Source organism: Aquimarina addita, assembly GCF_039539305.1.
GTDB lineage: Bacteria > Bacteroidota > Bacteroidia > Flavobacteriales > Flavobacteriaceae > Aquimarina > Aquimarina addita.
This window is the reverse complement of sequence record NZ_BAABCW010000023.1, coordinates 14,833-29,597: the sequence shown is the minus strand read 5'-3', so window position 1 is coordinate 29,597 and position 14,765 is coordinate 14,833. Positions and strand designations below refer to the sequence as shown.

Below are 14,765 nucleotides of genomic sequence, written 5' to 3'. Positions count from 1 at the left end.
TTAAAGTTTTGTAAAGCTGTCTGATTTTTCAGACAGCTTTTTTTTGTCACAGGATTATTTATATAAACCTTCAAATCTTAATGCAATATAATCTTTGATTATAGAGGCCAGAGTTTTTTGATTACTGTTAAAAAAATGATGATCTGTAATTAGTTGCATTATAAAATATTCATCGAGTTTCGTTAGAAGCTCAGGTGATGTTTTTTTGAAGATACCTTTATGAATACCAGAAGCATAGAAATTTCTTAGATCATTCAGTAAATCATGCAAAAATGCTTTTACGATATCCCAGGCAGAAGGATAATATAATTGTAGTTGTTTGAGATAGAATGGCGAAATATCTTTTACGCCTTCGGTAAGAATCAGAGATAATGCTTCATGATTATGAGGTGGCAGGGTTTTACCATACATCTCCTTTTTATACGCTTTAAGTCGATCTATTCTTATCTGGGTTATATATTCAAAAATTTCTTCCTTTGTAGCAAAGTACTCATAAATTGTAGATTTACTCTTATTCATTAGTATAGCGAGCTCATCCATAGTGATATTTTTGAGTTCCGTTTTTCTAATTTTAGGTAACAAAGCTTGTGTCCATTGTTCAACTTTTATAGTCTTTGGTTTTCTATTCTTGTCATTAGACTTTCTGCCCATATTTGCTAATTTAATATAATCAAACTATTTTTGGTTAAATAGTACGATTTTTAGAGTAATCTTTAAAATAGTATGTAAATTACTATCCATATACCTGTTATACGCTAATAAACATGAAAGATACTGAATATGATTATGTAATTGTGGGTAGCGGTTTTGGAGGATCTGTGAGTGCGTTAAGGCTTTCTGAAAAAGGGTATAAGGTGTTAGTAATTGAAAAAGGAAAATGGTACCAATCAAAAGATTTTCCGAAATCTAATTGGAATCTTCGTAAATGGTTATGGGTTCCTTTTTTAAGATGGTTTGGTATAATGAAGGTATCTTTTTTTAAACATGTGGTAGTGCTTTCAGGTACTGGTGTTGGTGGAGGTTCATTGGTATATGCTAATACGTTACCGATACCAAAAAGAGATTTTTTTGTTTCTGGTAGTTGGAAGAATCTTATGGATTGGCAAACAGAACTAGCTCCTCATTATCAAACTGCTCTAAGCATGCTAGGAGCACAGAAAAACCCAAAACTTTTTGAAGGAGATAAGGCTTTACAAGAATTAGCTTCCCTCATGGGAATTGATAATAATTTTTCTGAAACAGATGTAGCAGTATTTTTTGGAGTTCCGGAAAAAAAGGTTTCTGACCCTTATTTTGATGGAGAGGGACCAGAAAGAACCGGATGTAATTTTTGTGGTGGATGCATGACAGGGTGTAGGGTAGGTGCAAAAAACACATTAGATAAAAATTACTTGTATTTTGCACAGAAATTAGGAGTAGAAATAATAGCAGAAAATGAAGTTTATGATGTAGCTAAAACGGATGACGGTTATAGGGTATCTTACAAATCAGCAACTGGTTTTTTTAAATCAAAGAGGAGTGTACGAACAAAAGGAGTTGTTTTTTCTGGAGGAGTATTAGGCACGGTTAAACTATTATTAAAATTAAAGAGAAAATCACTTCCCAAACTTTCAGACAAATTAGGTTTTGATATACGTACAAATAATGAAAGCCTTATAAGTGTCACTAATACTAGTGGAACAAAAGATATGTCTCAAGGAGTTGCTATCGGATCCATACTTCATACAGATCCTAATAGTCATTTAGAAATAGTACGCTATGCAAAAGGTTCTGGATTCTGGCGTTTATCACATCTTCCATTAATACACGGTAAGAATATGATCATTAGGGTAATTATGATGGTAGTCAGTTTGTTTAAACAACCCTTAGCTTATATTCGATTATACACAGTAAAAGATTGGAGTAAAAGTACGGCTATTTTATTGTTTATGCAGACGCTAGATAGTACGCTTAGGTTTAAAATAAATTCTTTTGGATTTATGAATTCATCTATGTCAGCGGGTAAAAAGCCCAGTGCTTTTATCTCAAAATCTTTAAAATTAGCAAGAAGGTATGCGCAATTAGTAAAGGGAAAAGAAACCGTTTTTGGTTTAGAACCATTAGCAGGAATTCCTTCTACAGCACATATTCTCGGTGGAGCAATTATGGGAGCAAATAGCTCAGAGGGAGTAATTGATAAAGATAATAAGGTATTTGGTTATGAGAATATGTTAGTGTGTGATGGCGCCGCAATATCATCCAATCCAGGTGTAAATCCATCGCTGTCTATTACTGCAATTACAGAAAGAGCGATGAGTATGATACCTGATAAAAAGAAGTAAAAAACTTATTCTTATTGTTCTAATTTATCTGATAGTATAATAATTAAACTAGAGAGTTACTATTATATCGCTTTTAAAATTAAGCCAAAAATCCAACTTATATCACTTATATCAAAATTAAAAATGCACTTACTTCCAGAGCATTTTAATGGATTACTTTACTCTTCTTGACTTTTATCAGGGCTTGTAAAATATCTGTAAATCAAAAAACCTCCATATCCTATGAAGACAATGGTAAGAATAGATCTAAAACCCCAATCCTCTCCTAATTGAAATCGGTTATAAAGTCTAAAACTACCAAATATAATAAGTGCTATACCAATCATAAGATCCCATTTTTTTCTCGATGCAGGTTTGTTATCTTCCATAGATATTGATTAGTTTTCTTTTGTGTAAAAATAGAGATTTTCACCTCATTTCATTGCTAATCATATGGATTTAAATTAAAAAAGATAGTAGTTTGCCAGATTACGACATCATTAACAACGGGTTACCCGAATGATCAAATTAAAGAACTTTGAGGGATTTATTTTATAAAACTTAAGTAGTTATTATATAAAGGATAATTATGTATACATAAAGAGATCAGTAATTATATACTGACCTCTTTAGACAATTTAATAAATTAAATTTTATGCAAAAGTAGAATGAGTTTTTAGTTATCTTCTTGTTATTGGCATAAAAATACTTTCTTAAAATTTATGAGCAGATATGATATGATTTTTTTCATTAATAAAAGTTATTGTATCAATTTCATCTATAAGATAATTTGGTGTTTTATCTAATAATTCAATTTGTTTATCAATTGCTCCGGTTTTTTTATTAATCATATAAATGAAATGCTTAGTTCCGTCATCACCACCTTTTACCTTAGCAACAATAAATTTATGGCTACGTATGGATTTAGAATTTGTATAGCGGGTCTTGGTAACTTCAAAAACGGTTGCCATATTATCAGCGGTACCCACATACAATCCTGCAGCAATATTTGTTTCAGAAGTTCCGTCAGTTTGATCTTGAGAAGTCTGTAGACCAGAACCACTGGATAAAGCAGAAAGAGTTTCAATATTATCCATCGCTCCAGCTATATCTAAATCTACTCCTGCGATGCTTAACCCGAGTTGTGCAACACTCATTAGACCGCCAATAGAGCTAGCGGGATTGTAATATTCAGTATATACTAATGAACCTTCAGGTGATAATAAGGAAATGTGTTGATCAGCATTAATTAAATATCCTGCTCCATCCACATATTCAGCCAGTAAGGGTGTCTTTTTTGAAACCTCTTTTAATTGGATATCTTCAGCAAAAAGTTCTATAACTCCTGTATTCAGATCAAATTTATATCCTTTTTTATTTTCAAATAAGACTACTTTGTCTTCTTGTTGATCGTAGGTAACTGCAGGAATAGATCTGAATTTTACATCTTTGTCCCAAACGTCTTTTCCTTTTTCAAAATCCAATATATTAGATCTTTCTGTTGAAATATAGATCACACCTTTAGGGGTCGGTGTTACATAATATGCATATCCTTTAACCTTACTATCCCAAATTTTTTGCCCTTCTTTATCCACAAGAGCAATGGTTCCATCTTTTTCATCTTTACCTATGGCGATATACCCTTTTTCATTGGGAATAACTTCGTCAAGAAAATCAATTTTGAAACTTTTTTTCCATTTAAATTCATTAGTTTGTGGATCAATGATATTAAAACCTTCGGTCTCGACAAGTATTAAATTACCGTTATAAGGTCTTACATCAATTAAGGTTCCCTTTAATTTTAATTTTCCTGGCGTAATATCCTTACCATCAGATGGATCTAAAACAGTAAGTACTTTAGATTTTTTAATGCCCAGATAAAGACTGTTATTAATATCAGAATATACTAAAGCTTTGATTCGTTTATCTGCTTTATGCGTCCATTGTATTTCGCCGGTTTCTGTATGTATTCCAAAAATTTCATCTTTTAATCCGATGACAATATTATTATCATTAGTAAAGTAAGGTCCGTGATTAATAAAAGAAGCACCTGCAAATTTCTCCATAAGTCCTTTTGATTCACCCAGAGGTGCTACCCAATTCTTCTCCCAGGTCTTAAGACTAAATGACATGATGTTTCGTTCCTTCTCAGTTATTAGCTCAAAAAGAATGATTCCCTTATCTGCAATTACTGTAAAGTTTTTAATCTTAGACCCGTCATCTTTAGTATCATATAAGATGTCACCATTACTTGAATTAATAATAATCCCCCTGGTTTTTCCTGCTACAGGTGCATATTCCACGTAAAATAAAGGAAGTCCATCAATAGTCAAAAAAGTATTCTTATTAATAGCCTTTAATTCTTTATTATGCCAGATGGTTTCTCCCGTCATATTATTGAGTCCAACAAGACCTTTAGATCCGGAAGCAATGATAACGCCGTCATTGGATTGTTTTATCCATCCCACTGTTGAAAGTGTTTCTTTTAAGTCAACTTGCCATAATTTTTCTTGAGCATTTATAGAATAGAATGTCGTTATAAAACATAGGACTAATGCGTAGATTCTTTTCATAGTACGATTTAAGATTATAGTATTTAACAAATTTTTACAAAAATGCAATTAAAATATCAATAAAACAATAGGAGCTCAGTACTTAATAACATAGCTATTTCTGAAAAAAATCATTTTTTTAATAATTAATTGTAAGTATTTTATTTAAGATTCTTATAACATTTTATTTATAAGATTTTATTATTTGTTTAATTAGGAGAATTATTCAAGACTTTGCCATGAATATAATCTATAGAATCTGGATAGAGAGGTATTGTTTTCTGATTCTTATAGCAAAATGTTCTTGTTTTTGATATTTCACATTTTTGAGTTAAGGTAATTGATTCTAGAACTTATGAAAAATTATATAAGTTTATTGGGATACTAATATATTATTTAGGCCGCAAGAGTAGTATGCTTATAAGGCTATAGAGAATGAATCTGTCTTTTATTTGATTCGTGTAAACGAAATAATTTTAACAATACTCTCAATTATTTTGCTTCGTTAACAATGGCTTATTTTTCAGAATCTACACATTGTAGTTATGATGATAGATGTAAGCATACCAATTTTTTTTATAGCAGAATGAATTTACTAACAAGAGTCTTTATTATGATAAATTCACTTAAATGATAATTTATGAATGGATTTACAATAAAAACCGAAGAATACATCTAATATTCTTTCAATTATTTATACTTGAATTTTAAAAAGCAGTTAAGCATTAAAAAACTTACTATTCCAGATCGCAGTATTAAAATTTTTACCGAGTGCAAACCCGTAAAACAGTACAATTGCAGCGATGGATTTGAACATAAATAGAAATACCATAAAAAAGGTAGCAGTATTATTTTCTTTACTAAAAAGTCCATCAGGAACTAATAACGTTACTAATAAACTAATTATACATGTAAGAAGGGTAAGATTTTCAAAACTTTTAAAAAACCACATGGTGAATCTGCGTAGTGGATGTAAATCATTACCCCATTTATGAATAAGATAAAAATAATTATTACCCATCGGTGCAAATAATAGGGGGTCATCTGCATTAGCTAATTTAAATAACTTAGAAGGGGCCATTATTTTAAATCCAGTCAGTTTAGTTTCATGCTTTTTTTCTAAATTCTTAATTTTAGTATAAGCTTCTTTCGGGAGTTTTCCTTTAAAATATCTAGAATCTAAAAAACGTAATCGATAATCAATACAGATTTTTTTAATTTGATCAATATGATATATTTTATTTGTATCTAAATGGTCAAAAATAAAAGCGTTTTGATCAGAAGCTTCACCTTGTTTTAATGTACGTTCTATTTGATCATTTATTTGTTCTTCGACTTCAAAAATTAATTGAATTTGTTTCCTCCAATCAAAAGTTTCTGATTTTTTCTTCCTTAAGCTAATTAATTTTTTCTCAATATTAGTTCTGGGTAGTAACATTTTTCTTTCTTTAGCATCACTAAATTAAGGAATTAGGATTAGTATTGCAAGAGGTTACCAAAGTTGTTTCTAATTAGAATGATTTAAAATAAGCAGGTATGTGTCAAATAATACCATATTATTTAATTTATTAATGTTTAAAATTTTAAAAGATAAAAATAATACAGCTACATTTACTTTATTAAAGTTGTTGTTTCTTACTTTTATTTCTGATAAGATGACCTATTTTGAAATTTAAAAAAGTTGAAATCACGAGAAGGAGTTTGTGAAGAATTTTCTTTACAATATGAAACCTTAAAATGAAGAAACCTAATAAAACAGATGGTTGTTTAAGATTAATGTACGGAATAATTTTATGTAAGTAAAAAGCTAGAAATGTTAATTTTCCCTGATTAATTTTATAAGTTTTTTTATCTCTTGTAGGTATATCAAGGTATGAGACATTTAATACAAATATAGTATTTGTGTTTTATGGATGATTAGGGGTGATGAAGTTATCAATTGTTTAATAAATGTTATACTAGATAGAGTTTTAAATACGTTATCTTAAAAAAGTGAGCAATGAGGATTACCCGTTATATTATTTATGTACTAATGATTTTTACTTGTCAATTAGTAAAATCTCAATCTTTCTCTGATCCTGATAATCCTTGGATTTTGGGATTTGGATTAAATGCGATTAATGATTCTGGAGGAGGAGTGAAAGGTCTTTTTAATGTTTCAGACAATTATAATTATAGTAATCCTTACAGAATATCAGTAGAGAAAAGATTTGCAGATCATTTTGGTTTGGAAGTAGCTACTAATTTGAATCGATTTTTAGAAGGTAAAACGGTAAATGGGAGGTCATTAGAAAATGACATTGATTTTATAGCACTTGATGGGTCAGTAAAATTTTATTTTACAAACTTCTTTGTGGATGTTAATCGATCTTTTATAGAAGGTTATATGGCGATGGGTGCAGGAAAAAGTTTTTATGACGGAACGGGGGCAGTCTTAGCTAATGTTGGGTTTGGAGTAAACTATTATGTAACAGAAATTTTTCGTCTTAACACCCAGGTTACTTCGAAATTTTCTACGGGTGCAATTACTAATGAATTAGGTAGTAATTATATTCAGATTAATATAGGTTTTATAATCAGGATTTATAAAAAATCACGTATTTGATAGATGGATCACAACTATTTTGCACATAATACCGCCTGTGTTGATGAAGGTAGTAAAATCGGAAATGGAACCAAAATATGGCATTTTTCGCACATCATGCCTTATTCCATTATCGGAGAACGATGCAATATAGGGCAAAACGTAGTAATCTCACCCAGAGTAGTTATTGGGAATAATGTGAAAATTCAAAATAATGTTTCTATCTATACAGGTGTAACCTGTGATGATGATGTATTTTTAGGACCATCATGTGTATTTACTAACGTAATAAATCCGAGGAGTGCTATCAATAGAAAAGAACAATATGCTACAACTCATATCGGTAAAGGGGCTACTATTGGTGCGAATGCAACTATTATTTGTGGACACAATATAGGAGCATTTGCTTTTATAGGAGCTGGTTCTGTAGTAACGAAATCAATATTGCCTTATGCTCTTGTAGTCGGTAACCCAGCAAAACAAATTGGTTGGATAAGTGAATATGGACATCGGCTTAATTTTAATGAAAAAGGCATTGCTCGATGTCCTGAGAGTAAGGATTCATATAAAATAGAAAATAGTACAGTGACTAAATCTTAAAAATACATGAATAAAAACTTTGCGATTATTGGTGTAGGCGGATACATTGCTCCTCGTCACCTTAAAGCGATAAAGGATACCGACAATAATTTGATTGCCGCACTAGATAAGTTTGATAGTGTAGGTATTATGGATAGTTATTTCCCAGATGCTGATTTCTTTGTAGAATTTGAACGATTTGACAGACATATTGAAAAACTCAAGAGAAAAAGAAATATTTCTCTTGATTACGTTAGTATCTGTACCCCTAATTATCTTCACGACTCTCATATTAGAATGGCTTTGAGAAATGGAGCCCACGCCATTTGTGAAAAACCTATCGTGATTAATCCATGGAATGTAGATCAATTGATAGAAATAGAAAAAGAATCCAATAGTCGTGTTAATACAATTTTACAACTTCGATTACATGAAAGTATCATAGCTTTAAAGAAGAGAGTGGATGAAGGTCCTCAAGACAAAATATATAATGTTGATTTGACATATTTAACATCCAGAGGTAATTGGTATCATACTTCCTGGAAAGGAGATGTAGCTAAATCAGGTGGTATTGCTACCAATATAGGAGTACATTTTTATGATATGTTATCCTGGGTATTTGGAGCGATTACTACCAATAAGGTTCATAAACTTACGAATGATACTGGTTCTGGGTATCTAGAGTTTGAAAAAGCGAGAGTACGATGGTTTCTATCAATCGATTATAATAATATTCCAGAGAAAGTAAAGCTAGAAGGTAAACGAACCTATAGGTCCATAACTGTAGATGGCGAAGAAATAGAGTTTAGTGGTGGTTTTACAGAACTACATACTAGAAGTTATGAAACTATACTAAAAGGAGAGGGGTATGGATTAAAAGATTCCAGACAGTCTATACAAATCGTACATGATATTAGAAACGCTGTAACCTCACCGCTGCTGAATGATTATCATCCATTGCTTACTAAAAAATTATAATTTATTGATTTTGATTTAAGGGAAACCTTTCGTTTTTTCAATATCTTTCTAATCCAATATAATCTATAACGTTCCTTGACGCTCTTTTTGGAGAAGTTCTAGATACTCAAACTGTAAAAAGAACAAAGGGTAAAGATTGAATACAAAAAAATCCTATTTGAATTATAACCTACGATGTAGTCGTGATTCTAAAATTCCAATTATCCTGTTTCTGCATGGTTTATTTGCATAGCTAAGCCAGTCTTGTACTAAAATTTAGTAAAAGCTTGTTAATGTTTTTTTTGCAAAGATTAGTAGGATTCAGGTAGATAGTATATTATTTCATCACAGATATAAATACGATATTAATACTTATTTTTATATAGGAAAATAATCTTCACAATAAATGCGCATAATTTAATTAATAGAACTCTATGAGGCGTTGCCTCAAGTATAGCGTATAGAATCTTAATAAAATAGTCTCGTTTACTAATTATTGTAATAAAATTGTCATGTCTTTCATAACTCTTTACCCTAGGATCAAGGAAGTTTATTTATGATAAACTGTATTTAAAAAAGAAGTAGATCTATCTGTCATAAAGTTGAAAGCGTTCTAATTCTTTATAAAATTAGAATAAAAAGAACAATCACCTATAAAAGGATTTAATAATTCTAAAATTCTAAAAGTATTCATGGTGATATAAATGTATTATAAAATAATTAACATTTGTTTAGTTTCAACAATTTGTAATTAGTTTTTAGCTTATAAAAATGTAATTTTTTTAGTATGAAATTCTGTAATCGGATTTTTTTAACAAAGCCTTAATATATAAAAAACACGATAAAGTACACATTTAAGCTTAAATAATGATTTTTTATAAAAAATATGTAAGAATATTCTTATTTATAAAAATACAATTTTAAATCTAAACAAGTTATATTAAGTTGTAAGTGACTGTCTATTAAAGTTTTATGTATTTTCAGTGTAATTTTTTGTACTTGTAAAAAATAACATTACGGTTTTGCAGTAGCTCTGTTGGTGATTTTTAGTTATTTAATTTTTGGTTTCCCCTCTATATTGTAACTAACAAAAACAAACTGATTATTAGCATATTACAAGCTTGTAATTTAATAGTCAGTAAAAACGTTCATACTAATAATAAGGAATATATAAAAAAGATGCTACCCTGACAAAACTTTGGCGAGCTAATAAGGGTAGTATTTGGATAACAATTAATTTATAAAAAATAATACCATGAAAGTGATCTTTACTACATCAGAACTATTAAATAAAATAAAACATACTTTTAATCTATTTTTCCCTTTGGGTGTTACTAAGTTGTCTTATTTATTAAAAAATAAATTATTGATGTCTTTTAAAGTTCTTTTCGTTCTTTTTACGTTAATTTCTTGCGTTTCGGAGGAAGAAGAAGATTTTAATTTGGACTTGGAAATGGTATTTGTAGACAATCCAGCACAGAAAGTAATCATTGATATCACGTATGTTGTACCTTCTGACCGTCCTAATAAATCTATGTACAATGTAGATGAGCAAGATTTTGTAAAAAGTTTAAATGGTAAGTTTTTTCATAGAATAGATATCGGTTTTGAATTAGGACAAATTAATACAATGGTAAATGATGAGTTATTTGACTTAAGAGATAATAGAGATGTTGAATCAGAGACTTTTTTATCAGAAACTGAAAATTCATATAAAAAAGATAGATTAACAATCTTTATTATTAAAAGGTCAAATACAATTGCAATTGCAGGTATTGGTAAAAACCAACGAGCGTTAATTACTGATGAGTTTTTATTTACTTCGACTGCGCCACATGAAATAGGTCACGCATTAGGATTATTTCATTATCCGGAAGAAGGTAATATTATGAGTTTAGTAAGACCTTATTTAAGAAAGGATTTTACAGGTACTCAGGCACAGAGAATGAAAACTATGATTAGTGATGTAATAAAAGCAAATTAATCTCTTACGGTGTTTTTAAAAATGTTGACTTTCTTCCAATCATAAATTAACTGTAACCATGTCAAATTTAATACCTCATTAATTTCATTATTTTAGGTATTATATATTACCTTAATTCTGCTCCTAGTTTAGTTTCAAAATTGTGCTGTAATTTATTCATAATTTTATCAATTTGTTTATCCGTAAGCGTTTTATGATCATCCTGTATAGTGAAACTTACTGCATACGATTTTTTGCCAGCAGGTAATTTCTTACCCTGATATACATCAAAAAGATTAATGTTTTTAAGTAATTTTTTTTCAGTTTGCTTTGCAATAGTATGAATTTCTTCAAAAGAGACAGCATTATCTAGTAGCAAAGCAAAATCTCGACGGGCTTCTGGGAATTTAGGGATATCTGAGAATTTAACCTTATTTCTCTTTGCAAATTCCAGAACTACATCCCAGTTAAAATCAGCATGTAAAACTTCCTGAGAAATTGAAAAGTGTTTTAATATAGATTTTTTTATGACACCAAACTCTACTAATTTAAACTTACCAAGACTATAAGTAACTCCTTCAGAAAAGAGATCATTTTTAGTAGGTAAAGTTCTAAAGCTTTTTAGACCTAGTCGTTCCAAAATAGAAGTAACAATACTCTTTACAAAAAAGAAGTCTCCTTTTTGTTGTTCGATTTTCCAATTCTCAGTTGATTTTTTTCCTGTAACAATAAGGCTTAAATGTTTGTCCTCGATTCTTCCGCTTTCATAATTATGATATGTTTTTCCAAATTCAAAAAATGTAAGATCGGTACGCTTGTGATTTATATTATGAGAAACAGCTTCAAGACCCGAAAATAATAAAGATTGACGCATCACAGCTAAATCGCTACTAAGAGGGTTTAACATTTCTACATTATGAGCTGAGGTAAATTGAGTGGTTAATTCAATGTAATCCGGCGATGTTAGGGAATTAGCCAGTATTTCATTAAAACCCTTGCCTATTAATTGATTGGCAATTGTATTCTGTACCGTATGATCTGCAAACTTATCAATAGTAGAGATCGAGGCATTGAGTTTCTGAGTAAATTCAATATTATTGTATCCATATACTCTTAGGATTTCTTCAATAACATCAGCTTCTCTTTGCACATCGTTACGATATGCAGGGATAGTAAGTCCTATGCCACTTTCATTAATACTATTTACTTTGATCTCCAAAGAAGAAAGAATACTTTTTATGGTATCTTCTGGCAGTCTTTCACCTATTAGTTTAGCCGCGTTGTCAAAAGATAAAAATACCTGAGCATCTTCAATCTTTTTAGGAAATAAATCTATGATATTGTTGGTGATAACACCACCTGCTAGCTCTTGTATCAGTAATGCTGCTCTTTTTAATGCATACTCGGTGATATTAGGATCAATACCTCTTTCGAATCTAAAAGATGCATCGGTATTTAATCCGTGTCGTTTTGCTGTTTTACGGATACTTACAGGGTTAAAGTAGGCACTTTCCAGAAAGATAGCTGTCGTATTCTCTGTAACACCAGAAGTTTTTCCGCCAAAAACTCCTGCAATACATAAAGGTTTTTCTGCATCACAAATCATTAGATCTTCTTCGTGTAATTCTCGTTCTACCTCGTCTAGTGTAACGAATTTAGTGCCTGATTTTACAGTCGTAACATTAATTTGATTTCCTTCTACTTGTCCTAGGTCAAATGCGTGTAAAGGTTGTCCTAATTCATGTAAAACATAATTAGTAACATCTACTATATTATTTTTTGGAGCAAGTCCAATAGCTTTTAGTCGGTGTTGTAACCAGGCAGGGGAGGGAGCTACTTTTAATCCAGAGATAGTTACACCACAGTATCTTGGTGCCAATTCTGAGTTTGCTACTTGTACTTCTATCGTATTTGTTCTGTTTTCTATTTTAAAATTACTTACAGAAGGCGTAATTAATTCCAGATTAATATCTTGTTGTAATAAACCTGCTTTTAAATCTCTGGCGGTACCCCAATGACTCATAGCATCAGCTCGATTGGGAGTGAGACCAATATCAAATACATGGTCATTTTCAATATCAAAAATGGTAGCAGCGGCAGTACCTACAGGAATATTTTTATCCAGTACCATAATGCCATCATGACTATGACCAAGACCTAATTCATCTTCTGCACAGATCATCCCATGGCTTTCTTCTCCACGAATCTTTCCTTTTTTAATAATCCATTCTTTATCATTATCATACAGTTTAGTGCCAATAGTCGCCACGGGAACTTTTTGTCCCTGAGCAACATTTGGCGCTCCGCATACAATCTGAACTGGTTCTCCTTGTCCAATATCTACTTTCGTAATTTTTAATTTATCAGCATTAGGGTGTTGATCACAGCTTAACACTTGTCCTACAAGTACTCCTTCGAGCCCTCCCTTAACACTTTGATAGGTTTCAATTCCTTCTACTTCTAGCCCTAGATCGGTAAGCAATTCTCCTGTCTTTTCGACGTCCCAGTCTAGCTTTAAAAATTGTTTAAGCCAGTTATATGAAATTTTCATGGATGATAATTCTGAAATTAGGCGATAAAGATACTATATTGATTAAAGTTGACAAACAAGAAATCAAGCTTATCCCAAATAAAAATTTGTATATTTATATAAATAACCAACAAATTAAATTTTAATATGAAATCATTAATTAAATTATTGTTTTTTCTGTTTTTGATAGGAGCCATATCTTGTACAGATAAAAAGAAGGAAGAAGAAGAAACTAAGGTAGCTGTAGAAAAAATTGAAGCTGTTGAGTCAGAATTAGATCAAATTTCAGAAGAAATAGACGCTAAAGCAGAAGAGTTGGAAAAGTCATTAGAAGATTTAGATAGTATTTAAACTTCAGTTTATTAATTGATAGTTATCGTAGACTATTAATTGTAGTGAAAAACAATTAAAAATTATTTAAAAGTTAAGATATGAAGTTTATTAGATTAGGGACAGTATTAGTGATATTTTTCACCTTCAATACTCAAGCTATTTTGGCACAGGTTCCACCTCAAGAGGCAAAAGACAAAGTGGTAAAAGCTAAAGAAAAGGGGAAAGAAAAGCATAAAGAAGCGAAGGAAAAGTCTAGTGATTTACAAGTAAAAGCACAAGACAAGAAAGATAAGGGTACTGATAAAGCTCAAAGAAGTCTTGAAAAAGCAGAAACAAAGGCTAACAAAGAGCAAACTAAGGCAGTAGATAAGATAGATAAAGCGCAAGAAAAAGCTGAAAAAGGATTGGCTAAAGGTGAAGGGAAAGTTGAAAAAGCAATAGATAATAGTCGTGAAAAAGCAGAAAATTTAAAAAAGGATACAAAAGTAAATGCATATGGAAGTAACAAAGATGGTCTAGAAGGAAAAGCGTATGGACAAGCGAGAGTCGTGGAGGCAAAGTCTAAATTACAAGCAAGTCAGGCAAGGCTGGATAAAGGAGATCAAACGCTTAAGAAAAGCAAGGAAAAGATCACTGCAGCAAAAGAACGTTTGACATTGGCTAAAGCAAAACAAGGTAAAGATGCGCTTACTCCAGAACAGATTGCAGAAAAAGAAGGTAAAATAGCAAGAGCAGAGGCAAAACTTACATCAATGGAAACATCTTTAAATGAAGGAAGACAAAAAGTAGAAGCAGGAAAAAATGAATTAGAAAAAATATATCCTCCGGAACAATAAATAGTACTTGTTATAATCAAAAGTATTAAACTGCTTTTTATCAATAGAATTACTCAAGGCTCAGCCTTGAGTATAGGGCATAGAATCTGGGTACAAGAAGTCTTGTCTCCTGACTCTTACAGCGAAGAAGT

12 protein-coding genes are annotated in these 14,765 nt (G+C 30.8%); 7 read left to right on the top strand and 5 right to left on the bottom strand.

Translation table 11 applies throughout. The features are described 5' to 3' along the window. Positions 1-54: 54 nt before the first annotated feature. Positions 55-651: a TetR/AcrR family transcriptional regulator gene (locus ABD816_RS19325; protein WP_344930208.1), complete on the bottom strand. Its 597-nt coding sequence runs from the start codon at positions 649-651 to the stop codon at positions 55-57. Between the two features lie 113 nt (positions 652-764). Between ABD816_RS19325 and ABD816_RS19320 the strand changes: the two genes are divergently transcribed. Beyond that, positions 765-2,321: a GMC oxidoreductase gene (locus tag ABD816_RS19320; RefSeq protein WP_344930207.1), complete on the top strand. Its 1,557-nt coding sequence runs from the start codon at positions 765-767 to the stop codon at positions 2,319-2,321. A 158-nt stretch (positions 2,322-2,479) separates the two neighbouring features. Here the strand turns inward: ABD816_RS19320 and ABD816_RS19315 are convergent, their stop codons facing one another. The 3 genes from ABD816_RS19315 to ABD816_RS19305 all read right to left on the bottom strand — a co-directional run bounded on the left by ABD816_RS19315 (position 2,480) and on the right by ABD816_RS19305 (position 6,290). Next, positions 2,480-2,689 (bottom strand): hypothetical protein, encoded by a 210-nt coding sequence (locus tag ABD816_RS19315; RefSeq protein WP_344930204.1) that lies wholly within the window; start codon positions 2,687-2,689, stop codon positions 2,480-2,482. Between the two features lie 324 nt (positions 2,690-3,013). Next, complete coding sequence (locus ABD816_RS19310) at positions 3,014-4,873, bottom strand: PQQ-binding-like beta-propeller repeat protein (protein WP_344930202.1); 1,860 nt, start codon at positions 4,871-4,873, stop codon at positions 3,014-3,016. Between the two features lie 697 nt (positions 4,874-5,570). After that, positions 5,571-6,290: a hypothetical protein gene (locus ABD816_RS19305; protein ID WP_344930200.1), complete on the bottom strand. Its 720-nt coding sequence runs from the start codon at positions 6,288-6,290 to the stop codon at positions 5,571-5,573. 561 nt (positions 6,291-6,851) lie between these two features. On the opposite strand from ABD816_RS19305, the gene ABD816_RS19300 reads away from it, so the two are divergent. From ABD816_RS19300 to ABD816_RS19285, 4 genes are all read left to right on the top strand, one after another. Further along, a complete protein-coding gene (locus tag ABD816_RS19300) occupies positions 6,852-7,457 on the top strand; it encodes a hypothetical protein (RefSeq protein WP_344930198.1) in 606 nt (201 codons plus the stop codon). A gap of 3 nt (positions 7,458-7,460) precedes the next feature. After that, entirely contained in the window at positions 7,461-8,036 is a 576-nt protein-coding gene (locus tag ABD816_RS19295) for an acyltransferase (RefSeq protein ID WP_344930196.1), read from the top strand. 6 nt (positions 8,037-8,042) lie between these two features. Continuing rightward, a complete protein-coding gene (locus ABD816_RS19290; protein ID WP_344930194.1) occupies positions 8,043-8,993 on the top strand; it encodes a Gfo/Idh/MocA family protein in 951 nt (316 codons plus the stop codon). 1,234 nt (positions 8,994-10,227) lie between these two features. Next, on the top strand, positions 10,228-10,956 hold the full coding sequence (locus ABD816_RS19285) for a hypothetical protein (RefSeq protein WP_344930192.1): 729 nt from the start codon (positions 10,228-10,230) through the stop codon (positions 10,954-10,956). A gap of 106 nt (positions 10,957-11,062) precedes the next feature. On the opposite strand, the gene pheT is transcribed toward ABD816_RS19285, so the two are convergent. Further along, entirely contained in the window at positions 11,063-13,486 is a 2,424-nt protein-coding gene (pheT, locus tag ABD816_RS19280; RefSeq protein WP_344930190.1) for a phenylalanine--tRNA ligase subunit beta, read from the bottom strand. Positions 13,487-13,612: 126 nt separating this feature from the next. Between pheT and ABD816_RS19275 the strand changes: the two genes are divergently transcribed. Together ABD816_RS19275 and ABD816_RS19270 are read left to right on the top strand one after the other, a co-directional pair. Beyond that, entirely contained in the window at positions 13,613-13,816 is a 204-nt protein-coding gene (locus ABD816_RS19275; RefSeq protein ID WP_344930188.1) for a hypothetical protein, read from the top strand. 80 nt (positions 13,817-13,896) lie between these two features. Next, positions 13,897-14,634 carry a hypothetical protein gene (locus tag ABD816_RS19270; protein ID WP_344930186.1) on the top strand — a complete coding sequence of 246 codons (738 nt, stop codon included), beginning with the start codon at positions 13,897-13,899 and terminating at the stop codon, positions 14,632-14,634. Positions 14,635-14,765: the final 131 nt, after the last annotated feature.